Below are 26305 nucleotides of genomic sequence, written 5' to 3'. Positions count from 1 at the left end.
TCGCCGACGTGCGGGAGGGTCAGATTCCGGGGTAGTTCCGCTCGGGCTCGCCGATGTAGATCTGGCGGGGCCGACCGATCTTGGTGGAGGGATCCTCGATCATCTCGCGCCACTGGGCGATCCAGCCGGGAAGCCGGCCCAGCGCGAAGAGCACGGTGAACATCTTCTCCGGGAAGCCCATGGCCTTGTAGATCAGGCCGGTGTAGAAGTCCACGTTCGGATAGAGCTTGCGCTCGATGAAGTAGTCGTCCTCCAACGCCTTCTGCTCCAGGCGCTGGGCGATGTCGAAGAGCTCGTCGTCGCCGCCGAGCTTGGCCAGCAGGTCATCCGCGAGGCCCTTGACCACGCGGGCGCGCGGGTCGTAGTTCTTATAGACCCGGTGGCCGAAGCCCATGAGCCGGACGCCGTCTTCTTTGTTCTTGACCTTCTCCATGAAGGCCTCCGGGCTGACGTCGCCGGACTGGATCTGGCGCAGCATGCCCAGCACCGCTTCGTTGGCGCCGCCGTGTGCGGGGCCGTAGAGGGCGTTGATGCCGGCAGAGACCGAGGCGAAGAGGTTCGCCTGCGAGGAGCCGACCAGGCGCACGGTCGAGGTGGAGCAGTTCTGCTCGTGGTCCGCGTGCAGGATCAGCAGCGTGTCCAGGGCCTTCACGATGTCCGGGTCCAGCTCGAACTGCTCGGCGGGGACGCCGAAGCAGCCGCGCAGCAGGTTCTCGACCAGGGTCAGGTTGTTGTCCGGGTAGAGCATCGGCTGACCGATGGACTTCTTGTACGCGTAGGCCGCGATGGTGGGGACCTTCGCGAGCATCCGGTAGGTGGAGCGCTCCACGTGATCCTTGTTGAAGGGATCCAGCGAGTCCGGGTAATAGGTGGACAGCGCGGAGACTGCAGAGGAGAGCACCGGCATCGGGTGGGCGTCGCGCGGGAAGCCGCCGAAGAAGTCGCGCAGCTCCTCGTGGAGCAGGGTGTGCCGACGGGTGACGGTGTCGAAGTCGGTGAGCTGCTGCTGGGTGGGCAGCTCGCCGTAGATCAGCAGGTAGGAGACCTCGAGGAAGCTGGACTTCTCCGCCAGCTGCTCGATGGGGTAACCGCGGTAGCGCAGGATGCCTTCATCGCCGTCGATGTAGGTGATTGCAGACTGCGCGTTAGCAGTGTTCATGAAGCCGGGGTCATAGGTGACCGCGCCGGTGGTCTTCAGCAGGGGTGCGATACCGAGACCGACATTGCCCTCCACGGACGAATGCACGGGTAGTTCCAGATCTCCCCCCTGATAATTCAGGCGGGCAGAAGACTGCTCAGTCATGGGTCTCCTTATCAGACACACTAGGGGGACATCATGACAAACCTACCGTCTGGTCACCGTAGGTTGCCAGTTGTGTCCTGGTTCACGGCATCGGGTGTACCCTGCCTCGGCTCCGGGCGAGCGCGAGGCTCAGCCGGTGAGACGCTGGGCCGCTGCGGCGATCCGCTCATCGGTGGCGGTCAGCGCCACGCGGATGTACCCGTTGCCCTGCTCCCCGTAGAAGACCCCGGGGCCGACGAGGATCCCGCGCTGCGCCATCTGATCGACCAGCGCCCAGGTGTCCTGCGCGGTGGCCGCGGAGGGGTCGGTCCCGGCGGCGCGGCACCAGAGGTAGAGCCCGGCGATCGAATCCTCGATCTGCAGGCCGGCGGCCGCCAGGGCGGGGACCATCAGCGCACGACGGCGGCGGTAGAGCTCGCGCTGAGCGTCGACGTGGGCGTCGTCCTCCAGCGCGGCGGCGAGCGCGGCCTGGATCGGGGCGGGCACGATCATCCCGGCGTGCTTGCGGGTGTTGATCAATCCGCTGATCAGCTCCGGGCAGCCGGCCGCGAAGGCCGCGCGGTATCCGGCGATGTTCGACTGTTTCGACGCCGAGTAGACCGCGATCAGTCCACGGTGGTCTCCCCCGCCGGTCTCCGGATCGGTCCCGCAGACCCGCGGGTCCAGGACCGAGGGGATGTCGTCGTCGGTGACCTCCCAGGGCAGCTCGGCGTAGCACTCGTCGGAGGCGACCACGGCCCCGATCCGGCGGGCCAACTGGACCACCTCGCGCATCCACTCGACCCCGGCCACCGCGCCGGTGGGGTTCGAGGGTGAGTTGATCCAGATCAGCTTGACCCGCTGGAGCGTCTCCTCGTCGAGGCTGAGCGGGTCATCGGTGGCCAGCGGGGTGGCGCCGGCGATCTGCGCACCGATGTCATAGGTCGGGTAGGCCACCAGCGGGCGCAGGACGACGTCGTCGGCCCCTGCTCCTGCGCGGGCGCCGATTCCCAGCAGGGTGGGCAGCCAGGCGACGAGCTCCTTGGAGCCCACCGTGGGAAGGATGTTCTCCGGGTCCAGGTCGGTGACCCCGCGGCGACGGGCGAACCAGGCGGAGATCGATTCGCGCAGCGCGAGCGTGCCGTGAGTCGTGGGATACCCGGGGGCGTCCGCGGCGGCGGTGAGCGCCGCCTGGATCACCTCGGGAGTGGGATCCACAGGGGTGCCGATGGAGAGGTTGACGACACCCTCGGGGTGTTGCCGCGCCTTCTCCAGGTAGGGAGCCATCGCGTCCCAGGGGTACTCAGGAAGAGTCAGCATGGAGGCCTCTGCGAGTGTGGGTGATCAGTGCTGCGGGGTCACTGTTGCTGTGGGGTCACTGTTGCTGTGGGGTCACTGCTGCTGCGGCGGCAGGGCGGCGACGATCTCGTGATCCTTGGGGATCAGTCCGACCTTCGCGGCACCGCCGGGGGAACCGACCTCGTCGAAGAACTCCACGTTGGCGCGGTAGTACTCAGACCACTGCGACGGGGTGTCGTCCTCGTAGTAGATGGCCTCCACCGGGCAGACCGGTTCGCAGGCCCCGCAGTCGACGCATTCATCGGGGTGGATGTAGAGCATCCGATCACCCTCATAGATGCAGTCCACAGGACATTCATCGATGCAGGCCTTGTCCTTCAGATCCACGCAAGGAAGGGCGATGATGTACGTCATGGACTCCTCTGTCTTTCTACGAGTGCGTAACTAGAGTCTACCGAGATACGGAGCGGTCCCGCACAACGATCCACTTGACGAGGACCATCGCAATGAGGGTGACCGCCGCGGTGCCCAGCCACCAGATGACCGAGGCCAGCGTGGGCCCAGGCAGCAGCTCCATGGCTTCGGGGCTGTAGGGCACGACCAGCTGGTCGGGGCCGGGCCAGAGATAGGCGATCGAGGCCACGGTGAAGGTGGTCACGCCCATCAGCATCGGCTCCAGCAGGGAGCCGCTCTTGAGTCCGGCCCATAGCTGCGCCATCAGGCACATCAGCAGGGCCAGGACCGCACCCCACGGCACGACGGTCCCGGTCTCGGTGGGCCCGAGCATCAGGATGTTGCCGTGGAGCACGGTGCCCAGGATCCCGAGCACCACCCCTGCGGAGAAGCACACGCCCAGCAGAGCTGGTCGCATCGAGCTTCTCCGCGAGGGTGTCGCGGTGTCCTGCGCTGCGGTCATTACTGCGAAGCGCTCTTCTTCTTGCGTGTGTCACGCATGCGCTCGGAGGAGTTCAAGATGACCTTGCGGATGCGGATCGAGTGCGGGGTGACCTCGACGCACTCGTCCTCGTTGGCGAACTCGAGGGATTCCTCGAGGGTCAGCTTGGTCGGCGGGGTCAGGCCCTCGAAGGAGTCGGCAGCCGCTGCACGCATGTTGGTGAGCTTCTTCTCCTTCGTGATGTTGACCTCCATGTCGTCGTGGCGAGCGTTCTCGCCGACGACCATGCCCTCGTAGACCTCTTCCTGCGGGTCCACGAAGAAGTTGCCGCGCTCCTGCAGGTTGATCATGGCGAACGGGGTCGCCGTGCCGGTGCGGTCGGAGATCAGCGAACCGGAGGTGCGGTACTCGATCAGGCCCTTCCACGGCTCGTAGCCTGCCGCGTAGGACGAGGCGATGCCGGCGCCGCGGGTGTCGGTGAGGAACTTGGTGCGGAAGCCGATGAGACCGCGAGCGGGCACCATGAACTCCATGCGGATCCAGCCGGTGCCGTTGTTGGTCATCGTGGTCATGGTTCCCTTGCGGGCCGCCATCAGCTGGGTGATCGCACCCATGAACTCCTCGGGGGAGTCCACGATCATGTTCTCCATCGGCTCGTGCAGCTTGCCGTCGATCTCGCGGGTGACCACCTGGGGCTTGCCCACGGTGAGCTCGAAGCCTTCGCGGCGCATCTGCTCGACCAGGATCGCCAGTGCGAGCTCGCCGCGGCCCTGGACCTCCCAGGTGTCGGGACGCTCGGTCGGGAAGACCTTGAGCGAGACGTTGCCGACCAGCTCCTTGTCCAGGCGGTCCTTGACCTGGCGGGCAGTGACCTTCGCGCCCTTGACCCGGCCAGCCATCGGTGAGGTGTTGATGCCGATGGTCATGGAGATCGCGGGATCATCCACGGTGATGGTCGGCAGCGGCTTGGGGTTCTCCAGATCGGTGAGGGTCTCGCCGATCATGATGTCGGAGATGCCGGCGACGGCGACGATCTCGCCGGGTCCGGCGGAGTCTGCCGAGACGCGCTCCAGGCCCTTGGTGGCCAGAAGCTCGGTGATCTTCACCGTCTTCATGGTGCCATCCTTGCGGGCCCAGGCGACCTGCTGGTTCTTCTTCAGCGTGCCGTTGAAGATGCGCAGCAGGGCGAGGCGGCCGAGGAACGGGGAGGCGTCGAGGTTGGTGACGTGCGCCTGGAGGACTTCGCTGGAGTCGTACTTCGGCGCGGGAACATGCTCGAGGATGGTGTCGAAGAGCGGCTCAAGGTCGTCGCTGTCCGGCATTCCGCCGTCTTCGGGCTGGTTCTTCGAGGCGCGGCCTTCTCGGCCGGAGGCGAAGACCACCGGAACGTCGAGCACCGAGTCCAGGTTCAGCTCGGGGTTCTCCTCGGCGACGTCGGAGGCGAGGCCGAGCAGCAGGTCCATGGTGTCGGAGACGACGCCGTCGATGCGCGCATCGGGGCGGTCGGTCTTGTTCACGACCAGGATCACCGGAAGCTGGGCGTTGAGTGCCTTGCGCAGCACGAAACGGGTCTGGGGCAGCGGGCCCTCAGAGGCGTCGACCAGCAGCACGACGCCGTCGACCATGGAGAGGCCGCGCTCGACCTCACCGCCGAAGTCGGCGTGTCCGGGGGTGTCGATCACGTTGATGGTGACCTTGTCCATTCCGGCGTGCTTGGTGGCGGCCGGACCGGAGTAGAACACGGTGGTGTTCTTGGCCAGGATCGTGATGCCCTTCTCCTTCTCGAGCTCACCAGAGTCCATGACCCGTTCCTCGAGAGCGCCGTGCGCACCGGCCTCTCTCGTCTGGGTGAGCATGGCGTCGACCAGAGTGGTCTTGCCGTGGTCGACGTGGGCGACGATGGCGACGTTGCGCAGATCCTGGCGCTCGTCAGTACCTGCAAGTGTCCGAGCGGCAGCAGTGGTCATAAGTGGGGCAACGCCTTCCATAGAGGAGAGTGTGACGCGTCTGGTCGGTCGATGTCGTGTCTTGACTCGTCCATGTCACGTCGTGGTTCTACATGTGGTTCAACAGTGTGGATTCGGGTGGGTCAGAGCGCACAGGCACACCGCCGTGTCGCGACCACACCATTCCAGTGTACGGCCTTGAGCGGCGAGTGCGGCAATGACGGTGATCACCGTCTGACCCGATGCGCCAGAGCAGGAGCTGAGGCTGCGCCTGCGACGCCGGCTCACCGACACCTGCGACGCAGCCTCAGGCCTAGCCGTGGGCCGGCATGATCTTCTCGTTCTGCTGGGCGTGATGGCAGGCGGCGAGCTGAGTGATCTGACCTCGTGAGATCAGCTCCGGCTCATGCGTCGCGCAGACCTCCGTGGCCTTCCAGCAGCGGGTGCGGAACCGGCAGCCCGAGGGCGGGTTCGCCGGGTTCGGCGGGTCCCCCTGCAGCACGATCTGCTCGCGCGCGCCACGCAGGGTGGGATCAGGCAGCGGCACCGCGGAGAGCAGCGCCTGGGTGTAGGGGTGTGCCGGACCGGTGTAGATCTCGTCCTGGGTGCCCAGCTCGGCGAGCTTGCCCAGGTACATGACCCCGACCCGGTCGGAGATGTGCCGGACCACCGAGAGGTCGTGGGCGATGAAGATGTAGCTGAGCCCGAATTCCTTCTGCAGATCATCGAGCAGGTTCATCACCTGCGCCTGGACCGAGACGTCCAGCGCCGAGACGGGCTCGTCGCAGATGATGACGTCAGGGTTCAGGGCCAGGCCGCGGGCGATCCCGATGCGCTGGCGCTGTCCGCCGGAGAACTGGTGCGGATAGCGGTTGATGTGCTCGGGATTCAGCCCGACCAGGTGCAGGAGCTCCTTGACCCGGTTGCGGATCCCCTGCTTGGGCTTCTCCTCCGGGTGCAGCTTGAACGGCTCGGCGATGATGTCACCCACCGACATGCGGGGGTTCAGCGAGGTGTAGGGGTCTTGGAAGATGATCTGGATCTTGCGCCGCAGCCGGCGCAGCTCGTCGCCCTTGACCGAGAGGAAGTCCTCGCCGCGGAACTTCACGGTGCCGGCGTCGGGCTCCTCCAGGCGCATCAGCAGCTTCGCCAGGGTGGACTTGCCGCAGCCGGACTCCCCCACGATGCCCAGGGTCTCGCCCTGGCGCAGGTTGAAGCTCACCCCGTCGACGGCCTTCACGGCGCCGACCTTGCGCTGGAACACGATGCCCTGGGTGATCGGGAAGTGCTTGACCAGGCCGTCGACCTCGAGGACCGATGGCTTGTCGGCGAAGGGATCCACGGCGGCGGTGGGAACGGGCATGCTCATTCTGGTGCCTCCTCAGAGAGGTCGATCATCCCGGCACCGGTGGGTGACGGGCGCCGGGTGCGGGTGGCGGTGCCGGCGTAGACGTCCTCGGCGTAGTGGCACGCCGAGAGGTGCCCCTCGGCGACGAGACGCAGCTCTGGGCGTTCGGTGGTGCAGCGGGCGGTGGCGAACTCGCAGCGCGGATTGAACGGGCAGCCCGAGGGCATGTCGGTCAGCGAGGGCGGCAGTCCGGAGATCGCGCGCAGGCGTCCGCCCTCGTCGTCGATCCTCGGGATCGAGTTCAGCAGCCCCTGGGTATAGGGGTGACCCGGCTTTCCGTAGATCTCGTAGACGTCGGCGGCCTCCATCACACGACCGGAGTACATCACCGCGATCTTGTCGGCGACGTCGGCGACCACGCCGAGGTCGTGGGTGATCAGGATCAGACCCATGTTGAACTCGTTCTGCAGATCCTTCAGCAGCCGCATCACCTGGGCCTGGACGGTGACATCCAAGGCAGTGGTGGGCTCATCGGCGATCAGCACGTCGGGGTCCAGGGCGATGGCCATCGCGATCATGATGCGCTGGCGCATCCCGCCGGAGAACTGGTGCGGGAAGTCGCCCGCCCGCTCCTCAGCGCCGGGGATGCCGACGCGCTGCATCATCTCCACGGCCTTGACCTTGGCCTCTTTGCGCTTCATCCCGCGGTGGACACGGAACATCTCAGCGATCTGCCAGCCGACAGGCAGGACCGGGTTCAGCGAGGACAGGGCGTCCTGGAAGATCATTGCGATCTTCCCGCCGCGCAGCTTTCGCCGCGACTCCTCGTCCATGGTCAGCAGGTCCTCGCCGCGGTAGCGGATCTCGCCGCCAGCGATGCGACCGGGCGGCATGTCGAGGATGCCCATGATGGTCTGTGCGGTCACAGACTTGCCCGAACCGGATTCGCCCAGGATCGCGAGGGTCTCCCCCGCATGCAGGGTGAAGTTCAGTCCGTTGATGGCCTTGGCCACGCCGGCCTTGGTGCGGAACTCCACCTGGAGGTCTTTGACCTCCAGCAGCGGGGCGTCGCCGGGTCGGGTCCCGGGGTTGGGCCGGGTCGAGGTCTGGGATTCAGTCATGAGATCCAGCCCTTCACTTCTTGGATTTGGGATCGAGGGCGTCGCGGATGGCGTCGCCCAGGGTCATGAATGCGAACACGGTGAGTCCGACGAAGATCACTGGGAACAGCAGCAGGTGCGGCACGGTCTGCAGGAACGGCTGCGCGTCCGAGAGCTGGAGGCCCCAGGAGATGGCAGGCAGCTGCAGGCCCACACCGAGGAAGGTCAGCGTGGCCTCGGCACCGATGATGATGCCGGTGAACACCGTGGCGTAGCCGATCACCGGTCCGAGCGAGTTCGGCAAGATGTGGCGGCGCATGATGGTGATCGGGCCAGCGCCCAGGGCGCGGGCGGCGAGCACGAACTCGGAGTTGACCACGGAGATCACCGAGCCGCGCATCAGGCGGGTCATGGTGGGCCACATGAAGATGATCAGCACGAAGGCCACTTCGCGCACGCCGCGGGACTCCAGCACGTTGAGGAAGACCAGCGCACCCAGGATGTAGGGCACGGCGAAGACCATGTCGGTGATGCGCGAGATCACGGCGTCGACCCAGGAGCCGAAGTAACCGGCGACCAGGCCCAGGACCACGGCGATGATGAAGGTGCCGATGGCCACGATGAATCCGACGGCGATGGAGTTCCGCGCACCGTAGATGACGCGGCTGTAGTAGTCGCAGCCCTGGATGTCGGTGCCGAACCAGTGCTCGGCGGAGGGCGCCTGTCGGCTGCGTCCCAGGAGGCACTCGCGGGGGTCGTTGTTGGTGAAAAGCTGCGGGAAGATCGCCATGCTGAGGAAGATCACCAGCAGGACCGCGGAGATGATGAACCAGGGGTTCCTCCGCAGCGAACGCCAGGCGTCAGCGAGCAGGCTCGCCTCTTCGACCTTCTTGGTGGATTCTCCTTCGGGGGCGATCGTCGAGTCGATCGGTTCCACCCGCGCTTCGGGTCGGTGTGTCTCACTCATAACGGATCCTTGGGTCGAGAAGGCCATAGAGGAGATCAACGATCAGGTTGATCACCACGAAGAAGAGCACGAAGAGGGTCACGATTCCGACGACGACGGTGCCCTCCTGTCCCTGGATGGAGGCGAAGACCTGCTGGCCCAGCCCGGGCAGGTTGAAGATCGTCTCCACGATGATCGACCCGCCCAACATGCTTGCCAGGTCGGCGCCGATGAAGGTGACCGCGGGGATCAGCGAGTTGCGAAGCCCGTGGCGGGTGATCACGCGGGTGCGCTTCATGCCCTTGGCGGTCGCTGTGCGGACATAGTCCGACTTCAGCGAGTCCAACAGCTCGCTGCGCACCAGTCGGGCCAGGATGCCGGTGGACACCGCTGCCATGGTCAGCGCCGGCAGGATGTAGCTGGACACGCCGTTGTTCACCCCGGCGATCGGGAACCATCCGAGGTTCAGCCCGAAGATCAGCTGCAGCAGGAAACCGATGACCAGGGTGGGCAAGGCCACCATGGTCACGGTGGAGACCTGGACGAAACGGTCGAAGAAGCGGTCGCGGTACAGGGCGGCGAGGATGCCGGCGATGATGCCCATGATCGTCTGGATCACGAGGGTCACGAGGGCAAGCGTCGCGGTGACGGGCAGTCGCTGTTCGATGATGTCGGTGACCGGACGGCCGTTGAAGGTCGAGCCGAAGTCCAGAGCGGTGACGATGCCCCAGATGTACTTGAAGTACTGGACGAGGAACGGATCGTCCAGGTTGTACTGCTCGCGCAGCGTCTCCCGGACGGCGTCGCTCATGGGCCGATCTCCGGCCAGTGCCCGAATCGGGTCACCGGGAATGGCGAACACCAGTGCATAGACGATCAACGTGGAGATGAGGATGACCGGGATGAACTGGAGCAGACGCCGAATGATATAGCGGGTCATTGCTGTCCTTGTGGGTGCGGGCGGTGGCGCGGGTGCGCCGAGCGTCTGTCTCGGCGGAGAGGTCTTCTCCGCAGCCGGGGGCGACGCCGCGATCAATGATAGGGAGTCGGACGGGATTTCCATGAATCCGGTGAAGCCGACATGCCAGAGGCGCGGCCTGCGCGAATTCTCGCGCAGGCCGCGCCTCTGAAGGGATCCAGGATTACTCCTGGGTCACCACGACCTGCTCGAGGCGGGTGAAGGTGGCCTGGTCCATGAAGATCGACTCACCGTCGATCCGGTCGCTGTGCACGACCTGGTAGTTGGTGAACCACATCGGGATGACCGGCATGTCCTCGAGGAGGACCGCCTCGGCATCGGTGTAGAGCCCTGCGGCCGCGTCCGGATCGGTCTCGGAATTGGCCTGGCTGATCAGCTGGTCGAACTCGTCCGAGGAGTAGTCGGCGTAGTTCGAGGAGGCTCCGGTGGAGTAGATCGGCTCCATCGCGTACTGCGCGCTGGGGTAGGACAGCGTCCAGCCCAGACGGTACGGTCCGGTGATCGACTGCTCGTCGTGGAGACCGAGGTACTGGGCGAACTCGAGGGACTCGAAGGTGATGTCCTCGATGCCCAGGTTGTCGCGCCACTGGTTGGCGACGGCTTCGACCCAGTCCTCGTGACCTGCGCCGGAGTTGAAGTAGACGGTCAGCTCGTCCGGACCGCCGGCCTCTTCGTAGAGGTCTGCGGCAGCCTCGGGATCGTACTGGCAGAACTCGCAGGTGTTCTCGTTGCCCTCGATCAGGTCCGGCGGAATGATGTTCTCTGCCGGGGTCTGCGCGCCGTCGAAGATGTTGTCGATGATCAGTTCACGATCGATCGCCATGGAGAGCGCGTGGCGCACGTCGACGTCCTGGAACTCTTCCTGGTACAGCGGGAAGCCCAGGTAGGTGAAGGACGAGGTGTCGAAGTCCTGCGCGTTGTCGCCGAAGTCGGCCTCCACCGTGGTGCGGCGGTTCGCCGGGGCGTTGTCGAGGATGTCGAGGTTGCCGGCCTGGACGTCCAGGTACGCGGTGTCGACCTCGGAGTAGATGCGCCATTCGATGCGCTCCGGAAGGCCGGGGTTCTCGCCGGCCCAGTCCTCGTAGCGGTTCACCGCGATCTGCTGGTCGTGCTCCCACACGCCGTCCATCATGTAACGACCATTGCCGACCGGAGCCTCTTCGAAGGCCTCGATGTCGTCATAGGCCACCGAGGGCATCGGGTAGAACGCGGTGTAGGTGAGCATGTCGGGCAGCGGGGAGAAGGGCTCGGTGAGCTCGATCTCGAGGGTGTAGTCGTCGACTGCGCGGACGCCTTCCATCTCCTCGGCGTCACCGTCGACGACCTCCTGGTAGCCCAGGAAGTTGTCGAAGAAGTTCGCGCTCTGCTGCGCGTTGTCCGGATCAACGGCCCAGTTGTAGGTGTCCACGAAGGTCTGTGCGGTGATCTCTTCGCCGTCGTGGAAGGTCCAGTCCTCACCCAGGGTGAAGGTCCAGGTCACGTTGTCCTCGGTGTCCCAGGACTCCGCCACGCCCGCAGTGGGCTCGTAGGTGTCGAAGTCGGTCTGGGTGAGACCGGTGAACAGGGAGCCCAGGACCCAGGAGCCGCAGACCTCGGTGGAGTTCGCGGGGACCAGGAACTGCGGTTCGCAGTTGTAGGCCGAGACGGTCCCGCCGCCTTCGACGCCTTCAGCGGGCTCGCCGTTGCCGGTGTCTCCACCGTTGTCGTCACCGCCGCCGCAGGCCGCGAGCACCAGGGCTGCGGCCGCGGACACGGCTACAGCGCCCGTCGCACGATGGCGACGGGATGTCTTGTTGACGTGCATATTCGATTACTCCTCGAGAAGATGAGAGCTTTATGGGCATCCGGGGACTCACGCGAGAGTGTTGCGTGGGTCACCTGTGGGAGCGAGTTTAGCAGGGCAATTTTTCAGCTGTGTTTCAGGTTCCGTTCATGTGAACGTGTATTCTCTGCTACTCGATGCTGCACTTCACCGTGCTTCAGCCAAGAGCGGCCAGCAGCCGCTGGCGCTCGGTGCGGCGGCGAGCCTGGGCCTCAGGGTTCGGCACCGGGGCGGCGGCGAGCAGCCGCTGCGTGTAGGGCTCTCGAGCGTGGCGCAGGACCTGGTCCGTGGTTCCCTGCTCCACCGTGCGTCCGTTCTGCATGACCAGCACCTTGTGCGCCAGCGAATCCACCACTGCGAGGTCGTGGCTGACGAAGAGACACGCGAACCCGTAGTGCTGCTGGAGCTCGGAGAACAGCTCCAGCACCGCAGCCTGCACCGAGACGTCCAGCGCCGAGGTGGGCTCGTCTGCGATCAGCAGGGTGGGGTTCAGAGTCAGTGCCCTGGCGATGGAGATGCGCTGCCGCTGCCCGCCGGAGAGCTCATGCGGGTAGCGGTTGAGCACACTGGTGGGAAGCCGCACGGCGTCGAGCAGCTCGCGGGCTCGCGCCATCCTGGATTCCTTGTCACCCTCTTTGTGCACCACCATGGGCTCGGTGATGATGTCGCCGATCGGGAACCGAGGGTCCAACGAAGCGGCAGGGTCCTGGAAGACCACACCGATCTCCCGCTTGAGTGCCTTCTTCTGCTTCGCGGGAAGCGCGGGCATGTTCTCGCCCCGCACGCGCAGCTCGCCCTCGGCCACATCGAGCAGACCCAGGACCGCCTTCGCCACAGTGGATTTTCCGGACCCGGACTCCCCCACCAGCCCCATGATCTCGCCGGGCTGGACGGTGAAGTTCAGATCATGCACCACGCGGGTGGCCTTGCGGCGGAACTTGTACTCCAGCGCGACGTCCTTGGCCTCGAGCGCCGGCGGCACGACGCCCGTTCCACTGCCTGCCGTATCAGCCGAGGCCAATCCACTCGCCTGAGCACCGGCACGCTCGGTGACGGCCACGCGCTCCTGCTCGAGCGAGGGGTCCCCGGCCTCACGCAGCAGCGGCATGGCCGCGAGCAGACGTCGGGTGTACGGATGCTCGGGGTGGCCGAGGATCTTGGCCACCGGCCCGGTCTCCACGACCTCGCCGTTGAGCATCACCACCACGCGGTCCGCCATGTCCGCGACCACGCCCATATTGTGGGTGATCAGCAGGATGCCGGTGTTCAGCTCATCCTTGAGCTCGCGCAGCAGATCGAGGATCTCGGCCTGGACCGTGACGTCCAGAGCCGTGGTGGGCTCATCGGCGATGATCACCTTCGGTCCGCAGGCGATCGCCATCGCGATCACGATGCGTTGCCGCTGGCCCCCGGAGAACTGGTGCGGGTACTGCTCGATCTTGGTCCGGGCATCCGGGATGCCCACACGTTCGAGCAGCTCGATCGACTTCTCCAGCGCCGCGCCGCCGAAGGCGACGTCGTGAACCTGCAGCGCCTCAACCAGCTGATCCGACACGCGAAGCACCGGGTTCAGCGCGGTCATCGGTTCCTGGAAGACCATGCTGATGTCCGCACCGCGCAGCCTGCGCAGCTCGGCGGTGGACATGCCGAGCACGCTCTGGCCATCGAGCAGCACCTCACCTTCTACGCTCGCGTTCTCCGGCAGCAGTCCCATGGCCGTGGAAGAGGTGACCGACTTGCCGGAGCCGGATTCACCGACGACGGCGACGACTTCGCCGGGCATGACGTCGAAGGAGACGCCCTTGACCGCGTCCACGTCACCGAACTCGGTGGCAAAGCTGACGCGGATGTCCTTATAGGTCAGCACTGGCTGGGCCATCAGGAGTCCCTCTTCTTCTCGTCGGTCGGATCGTGTCCGAGGTCTGGACCGTGGTCGGTCATGCCCGCCGGCGGCTGCAGCTGGGTGGGACCTCCGGAGAGCTCCGTGACCTGCTTGCCCGCACGCTCCTCTGCGGTGGCCTGGCCCAGCAGGCCGAAGGCTGTCCGCCAGCCGGGACGTCTGGAGCCGGTGCGCTTCTGCCGCGGATCGATGGCGTCGCGGAGCCCATCACCGATGAAGTTCACGCTCAGCGCGATGCCGATGATGAAGAGTCCCGGGAACCAGAACAGCCAAGGCCTGGTGGTGAAGGCGTTCTGGTTGTCCTGGATGAGCGCGCCCAGCGAGGTCTCCGGAGGCTGGATGCCGAAGCCGAGGTAGGACAGTGTGGTCTCCAGCAGGATGGCTGCAGCGATGGCGAAGGTGGCGTTGACCACGATCACCCCGATGCTGTTGGGCAGCATGTGCTTGAGAATGATCCGCGCGGGATGAGCGCCCATGGCGACCGCTGCGGAGACATACTCCTTCTCACGCAGCGAAAGGATCTCGGCGCGGACGAGTCGAGCGGTGCCGGTCCAGGTGGCCAGTCCGATCGCCAGAGCGAGCGTCAGCGTACCGCCCGGAAGGTTCTGGGCATAGGCGCCGAAGACCGCAGCGAGGGCGAGCAGCGGGACCACGATGACCACGTCGGTGATGCGCATCAGCACCGCCTCGACCCATCCGCGGAAATAGCCTGCCAGAGCTCCGACGAGCACACCCAGGACGGTGGAGGAGAGTGCGACGCCGAGGGCGACCAGCAGGGACTGCTGGGTGCCGCGCATGACCATGGCGAAATAGTCCCGGCCGATGCTGTCCTGGCCGAAGGGATGCTCACCGAGAAACCCACCGTTGAACATGGTGGGGCGGCCGCCCTCCACGGTGAGACCTGTGGCGGAGAAGCTCTTCGACCACCAGCCGGTGCCCTGGCCGGAGAAGCCTATGGAGGTCACCGAGAGCAGGATGATGAAGATCAGCACCGCCATGGACACGACGGCCGGTTTGTGCGCGAAGAACCTGCGCCGGACCAGCTGACCCTGAGAATAGGAGCGCTGTTCGCTGGCGAGTTTGGCGTCCTCCGCCTCGGTGGCGGAGCGGACGTCCTCGGGCGGGATGGGGGGTGTCTGGCTCATACTCGAATCCTCGGATCCAGGACCGCATATGTGAGGTCCGCAATCAGGTTGAACAGCACCGCGGCGGTGCCGGTGATAAGGGTGAACGCCATGACGGGCGCAGGATCCGCGTTGCCCAGGCCGGTCACGAACATGTTGCCCATGCCGGACCAGCCGAACACCTGCTCGACGACCACGGACCCGCCGATCAGTCCTGCGAAGTCGAAGGCCACGATGGTGGTCAGCGGGATCATGGAGTTGCGGAAGGCGTGCTTGAAGATCACCGTGCGCTCATTGACACCCTTGGCGCGTGCCGTGCGGATGTAGTCCTGGTTCACGGCCTCCAGCATGGAGCTTCGGGTGTAACGGGTATAGGTGGCGACCGAGACCAGCATCAGGATCGTGGTCGGCAGGACCAGCTGCGTCCCCTGATCCAGGGCGACCTCCCAGAAGTCCCCGGTGAAGTTGGGCGAGGAGGAGCCGATCGTCGCGATCGGTCGCGGCTTCAGACTCAGGAACCCCGGCCAGGCTCGCATGAAGTGGTCCAGCAGCACCATCACTGCGAAAAGCACGGCGGTGATCACGCTGACGGCCACGGCCTGGCCCTTGGCGTGGCCGCCCATGGTCCGCCCCACGAGAACCGCGAGTGCGATGGTGATTAGGAACAGGCCCGCGATGGTGAGCCAGCCGCCGGGAGGGTCGATCAGCAGCCAGAAGGTCGCGTAGTAGGAGACCAGGCCGAGCCCCACCACAGTCAGCGCCGAGTACAGCACTCGACGGTTCTTCAGCCCGGAGAGCAGCGCGGTGAGTCCGAAGGCGAGCCCGACGCCGAGCAGGGTGATGACCGCGGGGCCCAGCCGGGGTTCGCGGGCGTAGTTCAGCGAGTCCATCAGCGGCATCACCACGAGGACGAAGCCGAACATCACTGCCCCGGTGAGCAGGCGTCGCCGGGCGGAGCCGCCGAGGAGCAGCGGCACCAGGATGGCAACGACCACTGCGACGATGAAGATCTGCGTCCAGGTGAAGTTCGGCTCCCGAAGCCAGTTGTTGTACGTGATGCCCATCCAGTCCTTGGCCAGCACCGCGGCCCAGAAGACCGGCAGCGAGAAGAAGAGGAAGACGAAGAAGGAGACGGCGTAGTCCAGGGAGGAGTACTGCCGGATCGCGGTGACGATGCCGGTGAGGATACCGATGATGATCGAGAGGATGGTGGCCAGGAAGACCAGGCGCAGCGTAGAGGAGGCCGAGTTAGCCACCATGGCGCCGACGTCCTGTCCGCTCATATTGGTCCCGAAGTCACAGGCACCGACGGCGCAGCCTGCGATTCCGGAGAGCCAGATCCAGTACCGGGAGTACCAGGGCTCGTCGAGATTCATGAACGCGATGCGCTGCTGGATCAGGAATTCGACGTTGTCCGCATTGGACTCGCGCAGCTCCAGAAGCGGATCACCGGAGTTGATCACCAGGACGAAGACGAGGAGGGAGGCGCCGAAGAGCACCGCGACGGCGCTGAGTAGGCGTTTCAGAACATAGCTGTACACGGGGTGGTTGTACCTTCCACGAGCTGTGGGGGAAGCATCGGTGGGGTTCGATCCGGAGTTCTTCCGGATCGAACCCCACCGATGCAGACGGTCCTTGGATCAGCCGAGATGCTCAGCCGAGTCGGACCTGCGGACTGCTGAGATCACTCGGCGCGCTGCCACTGCTCGGCGTTCCACACGATCTGGTCCTGCGAAGCGGTGTCGCGGACGTTGCTGATCGTGATGTCGGAGCCGGAGAGCTGCGGGTGCACGTAGAGCGGGATCCCGAACAGGTCTGCCCAGAGCTCCTGCTCGATGCCGACGATGATCTCCTGCTGCTCGTCGGCGTCTTCGGTCGTGGCGAGCTGGTTGAACAGGTCGTCCACAGTCTCGTTGGAGTAGCCGCCGTAGTTCTGCGGACGATCCGTGGAGTAGATGTTCTGTCCGGAGACGATCTGGCCGGAGCCGGCCCAGGCGAAGAGCGCGACCTCGTAGTCACCGGTCTCGAGGGCGCCGCCCGGAGCGAAGAAGTCCTCGCCACCCTCATCGATGATCTCGAAGCCTGCCTCGTCACAGGAGGCCTTGATCTCGGCCACGGTGTCGGTGCGGCGCGGGTTGGGACCGGCGTAGCCGATGCGGACCTCGGTGCCGACGGCGTCCTCGGCTTCGACGATCTCGCGGGCACCCTCGACATCGACCTCGTCATAGGCGCCGTCGTAGCTCTCGGAGACGATCTCCTCGTAGTTCTCATCGAAGCTCAGGGATTCACGGGCGTTGAGCACCGAGGCCTCGGGGTTGACCGGTTCGATCAGGTTGGACACGATCTGCTGACGAGGCACGCACATCGCGAACGCCTCGCGCAGCTCCAGGCTCTCGGAGAATGCACCATCGTTGAAGTTGAAGTCCAGGTGCTCCCAGGTGGCAGCCTCACCCTCGTGCAGCACGAACTGATCCTCAAGCCGCTCGAGCTGGCCACGGGTGTCCACGGTGGCCTGCGGGCGGGCGATGTTGAGGTCGCCGTTCTCCAGGGCCTGAACGTGCTGACCATCGTTGACGAAGCGGAACACGATCCGGTCGGTGCCTGGTCCGGTGCCCCAGTACTCCTCGTTCGCGCTGACGGTCAGCGACTCGCCGGCCTGCCAGTTGTCGATCTTGTAGGGGCCGGTCACGGGCATGAGCTCCTCGTCCGGCAGCGTGCCGGGATCGGTGAACCAGCCTTCGTTCCAGAACTCGGCCGCCGGCTCGAGAGCCTCTGTGTCGGCCTCTCGGACGGCCGTGACCAGCTCATCGAGCTCCATGTCGCTCTGCTCGGCGACCACGTGGGCCGGCAGTGCGGAGCCCACGAGGATCTCCCAGTCGGCGTAGGGCTCGGTGTATTCGATGGTGAAGGTCTTGCCCTCGGGATCGCCCTGCGGGCCTTCGAGCACACGCTCGCCGTAGGTCTGCGAGATGCCGTTGAACAGCGGGTCGCCGTCGGCGTTGGTCAGCTCGGCGTTCTGGTAAGCCCAGTCGAGCACGTAGTCGGCCACGGTGACGGGGGTCCCGTCAGACCAGGAGACGTCCTCCCCGATGGTGTATTCCACCGTGAAGGGATCTTCGCTGATGACCTCGTAGGAGCCGAAGTCCTCGTTGGCGTACCAGACATTGTCGGTGCCCCAGTAGCCGAAGCCTTCGAGGACCCGGTTGACCACCACGGAGTTGTAGGTGCTATAGGTCTCCGGCGTGAAGCCGTTGTAGCTGATGAACTCGGTCTCGCCGATGGAGACCGAGATCTCGTCATCCATGGTCTCGAGGTCGGTGTCTGCCTTGCCGGTGTCCTCTGGTTCGGTGGTGAACTGCTGGCCCTCCGCGCTCATCGCGTCGGTGCTGCCGTTCGAGTCCCCGTTGCCCTCACCGTCGGCGTCACCATTGCCGCCGCCGGGGGTGCATCCGGAGAGCACAAGTGCGCCGGTGGCCATCAGGGCCGTCGCCGCAGAGAGTTTCCTCAGTTTCACAGTTGCTCCTCATCCTTCAATGCGATGTGACCGCTGCGACGTCCACTTCTCATCCCTCGAGAAGGTGACCCATCTAACACCGGTTCAATGTGCGAACCAGACTACGGTCGGCCTCGCTGTCGCGATGTCTGATTCGACTCACGTGACTGAATCGTTACCCGGGACAACCGAGTCGGATATGACTCAGATCACGCCAGGTGACAGCGTCGCCACGCAGAGGGAAAACATGTGTGAAACATGCAACAAAGCCCCTGATATAGAGAAACTCCCGTGCGATTCCGCCAGGGGAATCACACGGGAGTTACCAGGCGGTCACATGTCCGTACATTCTGTGAGGAACAGCACATTGCTACTTGAAACACGTAAGCAACATTCACCCCAGATCTCTGCTACTGGCCAGTAGCGCGCCTGACCTGCGAATAAGTCAGAGTGTTACGAAGATGCTCATGCGGCGTCGCTCAGCGTCGCCAGGAGGTCTCCGGATCGGAGGTCTCCCCCTTGGTCATGCGCAGCGCCCGACCCTGTGCGACGAGGTCCTCGTACTTTTTGGATTTCTTCTCTGCGGCGCCCATGTCGCGCGGCGGAAGCATGATGGTGCGCTCGGCCTCGATGCCGCTCTGCAGCTGCCGTCCGCGTTCCAGCTCGGAGTCGAATTCGGCCCCCAGGAGCAGGACCAGGTTCATGATGTAGATCCAGATCAGGAAGACGATGACGCCTGCCAGCGCCCCGTAGGTGGCCTCGTAGTTGCTGAAGTTCGCGACGTAGAAGAACACGGCGGTGGTCGCGAGCACCATGACCAGGATCGCCAGCACGGCTCCGGCGGAGATCCAGCGCGCTCCGGGCTGACTCAGGTTTGGCGTGGCGTAGTAGAGCATCGCGATGCAGATCGCCGCCACGAGGAGCAGGGCGGGATAGGTGGCCCAGTTGAAGATCGTCACGGCCGTCTCGCCGAGCCCGACGGTGTCCCCCACGGCTTGCGCGATCGGCCCGGAAGTCAGCAGCAGGAAGACCGCTGTCGCCACCAGCACGAGAAGTCCCGCGGTGATCAGGTAGAAAAGCGGACGCAGCTTCAGCATTGAACGGCCCTCCTCCACCTCGTAGATCCGGTTCATCGACCGGGAGAAGGCGTTCACGTAGTTCGAGGCGGTCCACAGCGCGGTGAGGAGACCGAGGGCGAGTCCGATGCCTGCGCCCTCCACGCTGGTGATCGCGATGATGGGATCGCGGAGCTGCTCCATCGTCTCCGATTCGACCATCTGTGCGGCGGTCGAGAGCAGGAACTCCTGGGTCCGCTCCCCCTCCCCGACGAAGGACATCAGTGACACCAGCGCGATCAGTGCCGGGAAGACCGAGAGCACGGCGTAGTAGGTCAGCCCCGCGGCCAGATCGGTGCAGCTGTCCCGGCCGAACTCGGTGAGGGTCCGCTTGGCGCTGTACTTCCAGGTCTTGCCGGTCAGCTTCACCGGGGACGAGGTCTTGCGATCCTCGCTGTCTCCCGAGAAGGACTGCTCGAAGTCCTCCCGCTGACGGTTCTTGACCATGAACGGCTGGTCTGCGGCCGCGGAGAGGGTGCCGACGCGCAGCTGGTCACCATGGTGCACGGTGCCCCCGGTCCGACCGTGGTCCTCGATGTGGTGCCGTGGGGCACGGTGGGGTTTCAGTGCCCCAGCGGCGCGGCTGGCAGGGCTGGGGTCCTCGGGCTGACCCTGCGGGTCGGAATGAGTGCTCATGGGTTCAAACTAGCCGCATGTGAACTCAGCACCAACTGTTCAGCGACCCCCTGACACCTCACGTCGGGTGAGTCGCAGCTCGTCGATATGTGTGATCGGCGCTGGGAGGGCATTGTTGAGGTACCCGGCCCTGGCGATGGCCATGGATCCCACCGCGGAGGTGAGCAGTTGAGCGATGATCGCGATGATCGCCTTGATCAGGTTCAGCCCGCTGAAATCCATCATCAGCGCACCCAGGACGATGGAGGCGACGCCGAGACCTGCGGAGGTGCCCACAGCCGAGGCGCGCAGGTAGAGATCGGGAAGCTTGAACAGCCCGATGGCGGAGATGATGATCGTGGCGATGCCCAGAAAGATGAACACCAGACCGACGATGTCGGCAAGATCGGTGAGTTCCATCAGCGGCGACCTCCTGATCCGAGTCGAGCCATCGACAGCGCGGCCATGAAGCCCAGCAGCGTGGCGATGAGGATGATGTCGAAGAGCGCCTCGATGTTGGTGCGCAGTCCGATCAGGGCGACGAAGCCGATGGTGGCGAAGAAGATCAGGTCTGCCGCCACGGCCCGGTCCATGGTGCGTGGGCCGAGCAGCCCGCGCACCGAGGCGATGACCATGCCGACGGCGAGCAGGATCAGCGCCACCTCAAGGGTCCATTCGGAGATCATCGGCCCTCACCTGCCTCATCCAGCGGGCGGACCACCGGGAGCTCGGTGGGGCGGGTGAGATCCCCGGGGACCCGGCGCATGGCGTGCAGCATGCGGTCCTCCATCTCCTGGATCTCGCCCACCAGCTGTTCGCGGTTCTCCACGAACATCCCGTGCACGTAGAGGATCCCGTGCTCCTTGGAGATCGTGATCGTCAGCGTGCCCGGGGTGAGCGTGATCAGCGAAGAGATGAGCGTCCACTCGCTGTCGCTGCGCGAGGCGGCCGGGACCGCGACGATCGCAGGCTTCATCTTGGAGCGTCCTCGCGGCCGGAGCACCTCGGCGGTCACCGAGAGGTTCGCAGAGATGAACTCCTTGGTGTACCAGAGGAGGAATCCGATGATCCGAAATGGCCAGCTCATGCTCCGCTCACCGCCCTCACATAGTCCAGTGGATTGAGCAGGTTCTGCGCCGCGGTCTCCGACCAGCCCATCAGCAGCTCCGCCCCGAGCCCGAAGAACAGGGTGATCGCGGCCAGCAGGATCGCGGGGAAGATCAGCTTGAACGGGACCTTGACCGCCTGTTTGCCGGCGAGCACCGCGGAGGTGGTCGCCGTCGGCGGGCCGATGGTCAGCGTCGGAGTCTCCGCCTGCGCCTGGACCCGCAGGTAGCGCTTGCCGTGCATGCGCTGCTGATAGGTCAGCGCACGCTCCTGGAGGTCATCGGGCTCCGGTCCCATGAAGACGCCGGTCCAGATCTTCAGCATCGAGAGCAGCGTGAAGATCGAGACCACCACCGCGACGGCGGCCACCCAGTAATGGGATTCGGCCAGGGTGGCCTGGATGATCGCGAACTTGGCGACGAACCCGGAGAACGGCGGCAGCCCTGCCAGCGAGAGCGCCGCGACCATGAAGGTCACCGCGATCAGCGGCTCACGTTTGAGCATGCCGCCGAGCTTGTCGATCTCCCCGGTGCCATAGGTCTCTTCGATCGCACCGGTGGAGAGGAAGAGCGAGGCCTTCACGATCATGTGGTGGAGCAGGTAGAAGATCGCGGCGGTGAGTCCCAGCAGGGTGAACAGCCCGACGCCGATCAGAATGTACCCGATCTGGCTGATCATGTGGAAGACCAGGATCGAACGGGTGGTCTTCTCCCCGACCGCGCCCAGCACGCCGATCAGCATGGTGGCTGAGGTGATCACCAGCGCCACCCAGAGGAAGCGCTCGTCGCCGTCGAAGAGCAGCGAATAGATGCGGTAGATCGCGTAGATCGCGACCTTGGTGTGGATCCCGGAGAACAGCGCGGTGACCGCGGGTGAGGTCATCGCGTAGGTGCGGGTCAACCAGCCGTGGACCGGCACCACCGCAGCCTTGATCGCGATCGCGGTCAGCACCACGCCGCCGGCGAGGGCGACGGCGGGGTCGTCCTTGCCCGCCCCGTGCAGCTCGGCCAGGTTCACGGTCCCGGCGGTGGCATAGACCAGGGCGATGCCGACCAGCAGCAGCGTGGAGGCGAGCAGGTTCACCGAGACGTAGATCCGCGCGCCGTGGGCGCCGAGCTTGGCGCCCATCATGGCCAGAAGGCCATAGGAGGGCAGCAGCATGACCTCGATGAACACGAACAGGTTGAAGATGTCACCGGTCATCAGAGCACCGGAGACGCCCGCCATGAGCACCAGCACGAAGGGGTGGAAGAACCGCGCCCGGGCCTCATGGGTGGCCATCGCGAAGAGCACGCTGGCGATGGCGAGCACCGACATGATCATCAGCACCAGCGCGGAGAGCGCGTCGACCACGAATGGGATCGAGACGCCGTAGTCCCAGAGTCCGACCTGGTGGACCAGGATCGTTCCGTCGCCGGTGGCGATGACCAGCAGCACCGCGAAGATGAAGAGCCCGGCAAGGGTGCCGAGGCTGATCACGTGGCGGGCAAGGCGCTTCTTGCGCAGCGCGACGCCCACGGCGGCGAGCAGCAGCGGGAGCCCGACCAGCAGGGGCAGCAGCGGAGGAAGTGTCTCGGTCATCGGGCGTCTCCCTCCTGGGTCTCGGTGGGCGTCGTCGCCCCGGGGACCTTCTCCGGCCAGGGCTCTCCGGTCTCGTCCTCCCCGTGCTGGACCACGATGTCACCGGACTCGGTGGTCAGACCGAAGAAGCCGGCGTCGTTGGTGTCGCCGCGGTCAGCCGCGAGCAGCCGCGCCGGGGACACTTCCACGTCCTCGGTGTCGTCGTCGGTGGTGGTGGTGATCGCCAGGGTCACCATGAACATGGTGATGGAGAAGGCGATCACGATGGCGGTCAGCACGAAGGCCTGCGGCAGCGGATCCGCCTGCTCGCCGACCTCGCCGGAGCCCACATAGGGCACTCCGCGGAACGCGGTGTTGCCGGCGGCGAAGAGCATCAGGTTGGCGGCGTGGCTGGCCAGGACGAAGCCCAGCACGATCCGCACCATGCCGCGCTGCATGAACAGGTAGACGGCCGCGGCGGTGAGCAGCCCGACGGCGATGGCGATGCTCATCGGTCATTCACCCCTCTCGGATCGTTCTCCGGTTGGACCCCTGGCCAGGACTCATCCGACTGCACTTCGAAGGGAAGGTCGCCGGGGTCCGCGTGGTAGCCGGCGGGGACCTTCAACGTGGAGAGCTCTGACTCGCTGGTGCCGTGGGCCCGTCGGTGGGCCTTGAGCAGCTCCGCGGGGTAGCGCTGGGCCTGGCCGAGCCGGTCCAGCGCTACGAGCACAGCGCCGATCACGGCCAGATATATCCCGACGTCGAAGATCAGCGCCGTGGTCAGGGAGAACCCGGCGTCGGAGCCCCACGGCATGGGCAGCCCCTCCGCGATCACGACAGGGCGCAGGAACGAGCCCTCGAGGTAGCCGGCGAGACCGGTGGCGGCGCCGACGATGATGCCGCCCACGATCACCATCGCGTAGTCGAAGCGAAGCTTCACCGAGGTGTCCGAGGGGGCCACCAGGTAACGCAGCGCGAAGAAGCCGCCGGCGACCAGCGCGGCGATGAAGCCGCCGCCGGATTCGTAGTGGCCGCGCAGCAGCAGGATCAGGGAGAGCAGCACGATGAACGGTGCCATCCAGTTGAAGACGCTGCGCATGGCGGTGGTGTTGTCCCCCGGGTGGTCCAGCGGGGTCCCGGACCATTGCCTCGAGGCGGGCGGCTCGTTGTCCGAGGTGGCGAAGGATGAGTTCAGCAGCGCCAGGATCGCGAAGCCCGCCACGCCGAGCACGGTGAGCTCTCCGAAGGTGTCCAGCGCGCGGAAGTCCACCAGGATCGAGTTCACCACGTTAAGCGCGCCGGTCTCCTCGTAGGTATTCTCCAGGTACCACTCGGCCACCGGGGACTGTCCGCGCCGCCCGGTGAGGGCGAAGGTCGCGGCGAAGGCCATCACGCCGAAGGCCAGGGCCACGGCGATGGAGACGGTGCGTCGGGTGCGGGTCACCTTGTGGAAGCGCTTGGGCAGCTTGCGCAGCACCAGGACCAGCACCACCACGGTGAGGATCTCCACGAGCAGCTGGGTCATGCCCACATCCACCGCGCCGAGCGCGAAGTACCAGGCAGCGACGACGAAGCCAGCGCCACCGGCCAGGACGACGGCGGCCGCTCGGTTCTCGGCGATCACGGTGCCGGCGAGGAAACAGACCAGCAGCGCGATCAGCACCCAGTCGGTCATCCGGGTGTGGCCCGGATCGAACTCGCCGACCTCCGGCGCGACGACCATCCCGGCGATGAACACGCCGGCCAGCAGGATACCCGGGGCAGCCAGGTGCACTCCGTGCATGTCTGTGCGGGTGATGTCGCCGACCCGGCGGCCGAAGTTGATCGCGCCCAGGCGCATCGACTCGACGACTTGGACACCGGTGAAGGGCAGGATCGTGCGCGGAATCAGGCTGTCCAGCCGGGCGCGCATCACGACGGCGAGCAGCCCTCCGCCGACGATCACCGCTGAGAGCATCAGCTCGGTGTTCAAGCCGTGCCAGAGCGCGAACTCTGCCGCGTAGGTCCCGGTCTGGGCGGCCTCACCGGCCCGGGTGACCAGTCCGTCGAAGACGAACGGGATGAAGCCGAGCACCAGTCCCGCGGCGGCGGGCAGCAGCGCGGGAAGGTAGAAGCTGGCCGGGGCCTCATGCGGCGTGGCAGGGTCGATGGGCTCGTGGAACTCGTCCTTGGATCCGGCGCCGGTGTAGCTGGTGAACGCGCCGAGCACGATGCGCCCGCAGTAGGCGAAGGTGCCGATCGCGGCGAGCACGGCCATCAGCGTCAGCGTCCAGGTCAGTGCGGCGGGCATGTCTGCGGAGAGGAACCCGGCGAGCAGGTGTTCCTTGGAGACGAAGCCCAGCAGCGGCGGGACCCCGGCCATCGAGAGCGAGGAGACCAAGGTGATCACCAGCGAGACGCGCATGGTCTTGCTCAGCCCGTTGAGCCGGCGGATGTCTCGCGAGTGGGCTTCGTGCTCGATGATGCCGACCATCATGAACAGCGCGGATTTGAACAATGCGTGGGCGATGACGTGGATCGTGGCGGCCACCAGCGCGGTGGGGGTGCCGATGCCGATGACGGCGACCAGGAAGCCCAGCTGAGAGACCGTGGAGTAGGCCATGATCTCTTTGATGTCGTGGCGCTGCAGGGCGAAGAGCGCACCCATCAGGGCGGTGGTCAGACCACAGCTGATCAACAGCACCTGCCAGAGCGTGGACTCCTCGAAGACCGGGGAGAAGCGCAGCAGCAGGTAGATGCCTGCCTTGACCATGGCGGCGGCGTGCAGATAGGCGGAGACCGGAGCGGGGGCGACCATCGCATCGGGCAGCCACAGGTGGAAGGGGAACTGCGCGGACTTGGTGAACGCGGCGAAGGCGATGAGCACCGCGACCACGGAGGTGAAGGTGGTGTTGTCCTGCCAGGCGGTGTGTGTCAGCGCCTCGGACATCCGGGTGGTGCCGGTCTCCACGATGATCAGCAGCACCGCGGTGAGCAGGCCCAGCCCGCCGGCGGCGGTGATCAGCAGCGTGCGCTGGGCCGGGGCCGCAGCCTTGTCCCCGGAGCGGTTGATCAGGAAGAAGGAGCACAGCGTGGTGAACTCCCAGAACACGAAGAGCAGAATCAGGTCGTCGGCGATGACCATGCCGCTCATCGCGAAGACGAACATCAGCATCCACAGGTAATAGTCGCCAGTCTTCTTCTTGGCCGAGAAGTACCGCGCGGAGTAGGCCATGACCAGCGCGCCAATGAAGATGATCAGCAGCAGGAAGACCATCCCGAGCCCGTCCAGGCGCAGGCTGAGCCCGACGTCGATGGTCGGGATCCAGGGCAGGTGCTCCTCGAGCACTCCCCCGTCGAGCAGGGTGCTCAGCCACGGCAGCGTGGCCACGCCGATCCCGGTCAGCGCCACGGCGGCGAAGAAGCCGGTGTCGCGGCCGAGGGCACGATGGACCAGGACGCCTATCGGGACCAGGGCGAAGGTCAGCAGCAGGAGCACCATGAGCGTCATGGGCGGACCACCGCCGGTGCCCCGGAGCGCATGGAAGGTCTTTGCAGGTGCATGGTGCCTCCAGTCGGTGCGGGGTGAAACGGCGCGGTGAAGCTCATCGCCGACCAGTCTTCCCGGCACACCAGTGATCGACTATATCCATCGGGCTGATCTCTCAGCAATTGAGTCCTGATCATGGAGGGCGGACCATGCTCCGTTGTGATCCGTGCTACAGGGAGGGTGCATCACCACTGATCAACCTCCGCGCCGGGGCTCGACGCGGCGTCTGCCTCACCCCCGGG

At 65.6% G+C, this 26305-nt stretch carries 21 protein-coding genes; all 21 read right to left on the bottom strand.

Annotation, left to right across the window (positions count from 1 at the left end; all coding sequences use genetic code 11):
• Positions 1-19: 19 nt before the first annotated feature.
• The 21 genes from ACHAA4_RS13200 to ACHAA4_RS13100 all read right to left on the bottom strand — a co-directional run bounded on the left by ACHAA4_RS13200 (position 20) and on the right by ACHAA4_RS13100 (position 26024).
• Positions 20-1303: a citrate synthase gene (locus ACHAA4_RS13200; RefSeq protein ID WP_435774642.1), complete on the bottom strand. Its 1284-nt coding sequence runs from the start codon at positions 1301-1303 to the stop codon at positions 20-22.
• Positions 1304-1432: 129 nt separating this feature from the next.
• Positions 1433-2602 carry a succinyldiaminopimelate transaminase gene (dapC, locus tag ACHAA4_RS13195; RefSeq protein WP_435774641.1) on the bottom strand — a complete coding sequence of 390 codons (1170 nt, stop codon included), beginning with the start codon at positions 2600-2602 and terminating at the stop codon, positions 1433-1435.
• 72 nt (positions 2603-2674) lie between these two features.
• Positions 2675-2995 carry a ferredoxin gene (fdxA, locus tag ACHAA4_RS13190; RefSeq protein ID WP_036474056.1) on the bottom strand — a complete coding sequence of 107 codons (321 nt, stop codon included), beginning with the start codon at positions 2993-2995 and terminating at the stop codon, positions 2675-2677.
• Positions 2996-3032: 37 nt separating this feature from the next.
• Positions 3033-3497, bottom strand: coding sequence for a hypothetical protein (locus ACHAA4_RS13185; protein ID WP_435774640.1), 465 nt, complete (start codon positions 3495-3497; stop codon positions 3033-3035).
• Positions 3497-5443, bottom strand: a complete 1947-nt coding sequence (typA, locus tag ACHAA4_RS13180; RefSeq protein WP_435774639.1) for a translational GTPase TypA — start codon at positions 5441-5443, stop codon at positions 3497-3499. The genes ACHAA4_RS13185 and typA overlap by 1 nt, the downstream gene beginning before the upstream one ends.
• A 292-nt stretch (positions 5444-5735) precedes the next feature.
• The gene (locus ACHAA4_RS13175) at positions 5736-6791 is read right to left on the bottom strand and encodes an ABC transporter ATP-binding protein (protein ID WP_435774638.1); all 1056 of its coding nucleotides are present in this window, start codon (positions 6789-6791) and stop codon (positions 5736-5738) included.
• Entirely contained in the window at positions 6788-7891 is a 1104-nt protein-coding gene (locus ACHAA4_RS13170; RefSeq protein ID WP_435774637.1) for an ABC transporter ATP-binding protein, read from the bottom strand. The genes ACHAA4_RS13175 and ACHAA4_RS13170 overlap by 4 nt, the downstream gene beginning before the upstream one ends.
• 13 nt (positions 7892-7904) lie before the next feature.
• The gene (locus ACHAA4_RS13165) at positions 7905-8837 is read right to left on the bottom strand and encodes an ABC transporter permease (protein WP_435774636.1); all 933 of its coding nucleotides are present in this window, start codon (positions 8835-8837) and stop codon (positions 7905-7907) included.
• Positions 8830-9756 (bottom strand): ABC transporter permease, encoded by a 927-nt coding sequence (locus tag ACHAA4_RS13160; RefSeq protein WP_435774635.1) that lies wholly within the window; start codon positions 9754-9756, stop codon positions 8830-8832. Before ACHAA4_RS13160 ends, ACHAA4_RS13165 begins: the two co-directional genes overlap by 8 nt.
• A 202-nt stretch (positions 9757-9958) precedes the next feature.
• On the bottom strand, positions 9959-11548 hold the full coding sequence (locus tag ACHAA4_RS13155; RefSeq protein ID WP_435774634.1) for a peptide ABC transporter substrate-binding protein: 1590 nt from the start codon (positions 11546-11548) through the stop codon (positions 9959-9961).
• Between the two features lie 226 nt (positions 11549-11774).
• Complete coding sequence (locus ACHAA4_RS13150) at positions 11775-13496, bottom strand: ABC transporter ATP-binding protein (RefSeq protein WP_435774633.1); 1722 nt, start codon at positions 13494-13496, stop codon at positions 11775-11777.
• Positions 13496-14662, bottom strand: coding sequence for an ABC transporter permease (locus ACHAA4_RS13145; protein ID WP_435774632.1), 1167 nt, complete (start codon positions 14660-14662; stop codon positions 13496-13498). Before ACHAA4_RS13145 ends, ACHAA4_RS13150 begins: the two co-directional genes overlap by 1 nt.
• Complete coding sequence (locus ACHAA4_RS13140; protein ID WP_435774631.1) at positions 14659-16182, bottom strand: ABC transporter permease; 1524 nt, start codon at positions 16180-16182, stop codon at positions 14659-14661. The genes ACHAA4_RS13145 and ACHAA4_RS13140 overlap by 4 nt, the downstream gene beginning before the upstream one ends.
• Positions 16183-16325: 143 nt before the next feature.
• Positions 16326-18155 carry an ABC transporter substrate-binding protein gene (locus ACHAA4_RS13135; protein ID WP_435774630.1) on the bottom strand — a complete coding sequence of 610 codons (1830 nt, stop codon included), beginning with the start codon at positions 18153-18155 and terminating at the stop codon, positions 16326-16328.
• A 458-nt stretch (positions 18156-18613) separates the two neighbouring features.
• Positions 18614-19885, bottom strand: coding sequence for a YihY/virulence factor BrkB family protein (locus ACHAA4_RS13130; RefSeq protein WP_435774629.1), 1272 nt, complete (start codon positions 19883-19885; stop codon positions 18614-18616).
• Between the two features lie 39 nt (positions 19886-19924).
• Positions 19925-20284, bottom strand: coding sequence for a cation:proton antiporter (locus tag ACHAA4_RS13125; RefSeq protein ID WP_435774628.1), 360 nt, complete (start codon positions 20282-20284; stop codon positions 19925-19927).
• Positions 20284-20550, bottom strand: a complete 267-nt coding sequence (locus ACHAA4_RS13120; protein WP_435774627.1) for an MrpF/PhaF family protein — start codon at positions 20548-20550, stop codon at positions 20284-20286. Before ACHAA4_RS13120 ends, ACHAA4_RS13125 begins: the two co-directional genes overlap by 1 nt.
• Positions 20547-20951 carry a Na+/H+ antiporter subunit E gene (locus tag ACHAA4_RS13115; RefSeq protein WP_435774626.1) on the bottom strand — a complete coding sequence of 135 codons (405 nt, stop codon included), beginning with the start codon at positions 20949-20951 and terminating at the stop codon, positions 20547-20549. Before ACHAA4_RS13115 ends, ACHAA4_RS13120 begins: the two co-directional genes overlap by 4 nt.
• A complete protein-coding gene (locus tag ACHAA4_RS13110; protein WP_435774625.1) occupies positions 20948-22552 on the bottom strand; it encodes a monovalent cation/H+ antiporter subunit D family protein in 1605 nt (534 codons plus the stop codon). Before ACHAA4_RS13110 ends, ACHAA4_RS13115 begins: the two co-directional genes overlap by 4 nt.
• Positions 22549-23043 carry a sodium:proton antiporter gene (locus tag ACHAA4_RS13105; protein WP_435774624.1) on the bottom strand — a complete coding sequence of 165 codons (495 nt, stop codon included), beginning with the start codon at positions 23041-23043 and terminating at the stop codon, positions 22549-22551. The genes ACHAA4_RS13110 and ACHAA4_RS13105 overlap by 4 nt, the downstream gene beginning before the upstream one ends.
• Positions 23040-26024 carry a DUF4040 family protein gene (locus ACHAA4_RS13100; RefSeq protein ID WP_435774623.1) on the bottom strand — a complete coding sequence of 995 codons (2985 nt, stop codon included), beginning with the start codon at positions 26022-26024 and terminating at the stop codon, positions 23040-23042. Before ACHAA4_RS13100 ends, ACHAA4_RS13105 begins: the two co-directional genes overlap by 4 nt.
• Between the last annotated feature and the right edge of the window lie 281 nt (positions 26025-26305).

This window comes from Nesterenkonia maliinae, assembly GCF_051262655.1.
In the GTDB taxonomy this organism is placed as follows: Bacteria; Actinomycetota; Actinomycetes; order Actinomycetales; family Micrococcaceae; genus Nesterenkonia.
Note: the sequence above shows the minus strand (reverse complement) of the source record. Positions and strands in the feature narration are given on the sequence as shown.

What these genes read in the sequence shown, in the direction of transcription:
- dapC (WP_435774641.1), bottom strand. Translation starts at nt 2,602, where the DNA reads ATGCTGACTCTTCCTGAGTACCCCTGGGACGCGATGGCTCCCTACCTG.
- ACHAA4_RS13100 (WP_435774623.1), bottom strand. Translation starts at nt 26,024, where the DNA reads ATGACGCTCATGGTGCTCCTGCTGCTGACCTTCGCCCTGGTCCCGATA.
- ACHAA4_RS13105 (WP_435774624.1), bottom strand. Translation starts at nt 23,043, where the DNA reads ATGAGCATCGCCATCGCCGTCGGGCTGCTCACCGCCGCGGCCGTCTAC.
- fdxA (WP_036474056.1), bottom strand. Translation starts at nt 2,995, where the DNA reads ATGACGTACATCATCGCCCTTCCTTGCGTGGATCTGAAGGACAAGGCC.
- ACHAA4_RS13110 (WP_435774625.1), bottom strand. Translation starts at nt 22,552, where the DNA reads ATGACCGAGACACTTCCTCCGCTGCTGCCCCTGCTGGTCGGGCTCCCG.
- ACHAA4_RS13150 (WP_435774633.1), bottom strand. Translation starts at nt 13,496, where the DNA reads ATGGCCCAGCCAGTGCTGACCTATAAGGACATCCGCGTCAGCTTTGCC.
- ACHAA4_RS13170 (WP_435774637.1), bottom strand. Translation starts at nt 7,891, where the DNA reads ATGACTGAATCCCAGACCTCGACCCGGCCCAACCCCGGGACCCGACCC.
- ACHAA4_RS13115 (WP_435774626.1), bottom strand. Translation starts at nt 20,951, where the DNA reads ATGAGCTGGCCATTTCGGATCATCGGATTCCTCCTCTGGTACACCAAG.
- ACHAA4_RS13160 (WP_435774635.1), bottom strand. Translation starts at nt 9,756, where the DNA reads ATGACCCGCTATATCATTCGGCGTCTGCTCCAGTTCATCCCGGTCATC.
- ACHAA4_RS13185 (WP_435774640.1), bottom strand. Translation starts at nt 3,497, where the DNA reads ATGACCGCAGCGCAGGACACCGCGACACCCTCGCGGAGAAGCTCGATG.
- ACHAA4_RS13145 (WP_435774632.1), bottom strand. Translation starts at nt 14,662, where the DNA reads ATGAGCCAGACACCCCCCATCCCGCCCGAGGACGTCCGCTCCGCCACC.
- ACHAA4_RS13120 (WP_435774627.1), bottom strand. Translation starts at nt 20,550, where the DNA reads ATGATCTCCGAATGGACCCTTGAGGTGGCGCTGATCCTGCTCGCCGTC.
- ACHAA4_RS13130 (WP_435774629.1), bottom strand. Translation starts at nt 19,885, where the DNA reads ATGAGCACTCATTCCGACCCGCAGGGTCAGCCCGAGGACCCCAGCCCT.
- ACHAA4_RS13175 (WP_435774638.1), bottom strand. Translation starts at nt 6,791, where the DNA reads ATGAGCATGCCCGTTCCCACCGCCGCCGTGGATCCCTTCGCCGACAAG.
- ACHAA4_RS13165 (WP_435774636.1), bottom strand. Translation starts at nt 8,837, where the DNA reads ATGAGTGAGACACACCGACCCGAAGCGCGGGTGGAACCGATCGACTCG.
- ACHAA4_RS13200 (WP_435774642.1), bottom strand. Translation starts at nt 1,303, where the DNA reads ATGACTGAGCAGTCTTCTGCCCGCCTGAATTATCAGGGGGGAGATCTG.
- ACHAA4_RS13125 (WP_435774628.1), bottom strand. Translation starts at nt 20,284, where the DNA reads ATGGAACTCACCGATCTTGCCGACATCGTCGGTCTGGTGTTCATCTTT.
- typA (WP_435774639.1), bottom strand. Translation starts at nt 5,443, where the DNA reads ATGACCACTGCTGCCGCTCGGACACTTGCAGGTACTGACGAGCGCCAG.